Raw genomic sequence first — 811 nt, forward strand, 5'->3', positions numbered from 1 at the left:
GGTTGATTTCTTTTCCTCGGGGTACTTAGATGTTTCAGTTCCCCCGGTTCGCCTCGTTAACCTATGTATTCAGTTAACGATAGTGCAACGAATTGCACTGGGTTTCCCCATTCGGACATCGCCGGCTATAACGGTTCATATCACCTTACCGACGCTTTTCGCAGATTAGCACGTCCTTCATCGCCTCTGACTGCCAGGGCATCCACCGTGTACGCTTAGTCGCTTAACCTCACAACCCGAAGATGTCTTGTTCTGTCCGGTTCGTTGCGCATCGTGAATCCTGCGTTGTTCCGTACTCGCGATGCTCATGGACATATAGTCCACTCCGCTCGCTGCGTGCGGTACGCCTTGGCTTCACTTTGCTCACGTCACCTTTTACAGTGTCATCTTCTGATTGCGAAAATTTGAGAGACTCGAACACACTTAAACAGTGTGTCGTTTCAATTTTCAGCTTGATCCAGATTTTTAAAGAGCAAATATCTCAAACATCACCCGAAGATGAGTTTTGAGATACATCGGCACGCGTCTTTCACTCACGAACCAGCAAGTGGCGTCCCCTAGGGGATTCGAACCCCTGTTACCGCCGTGAAAGGGCGGTGTCCTGGGCCTCTAGACGAAGGGGACACTGAAGTCTCAATCGCAAGACGCCTTGCTTCTTTACTTTCATCAGACAATCTGTGTGAGCACTACAAAGGCAGGTTCTTTAAGGTAAGGAGGTGATCCAACCGCAGGTTCCCCTACGGTTACCTTGTTACGACTTCACCCCAGTCATGAATCACAAAGTGGTAAGCGCCCTCCCGAAGGTTAAGCT

At 49.7% G+C, this 811-nt stretch carries 1 tRNA gene and 2 rRNA genes; all 3 read right to left on the reverse strand.

Annotated features, from left to right (window positions below):
- Positions 1-229, reverse strand: a 23S ribosomal RNA gene (locus tag CWM57_RS27035); the annotation flags it as partial.
- A 319-nt stretch (positions 230-548) separates the two neighbouring features.
- A tRNA-Glu gene (locus tag CWM57_RS27040) sits at positions 549-624 on the reverse strand.
- A gap of 85 nt (positions 625-709) precedes the next feature.
- A 16S ribosomal RNA gene (locus tag CWM57_RS27045) occupies positions 710-811 on the reverse strand; the annotation flags it as partial.

Origin of the sequence: Klebsiella sp. G-Nf4 (assembly GCF_002810615.1) — a bacterium.
GTDB lineage: Bacteria > Pseudomonadota > Gammaproteobacteria > Enterobacterales > Enterobacteriaceae > Klebsiella > Klebsiella variicola.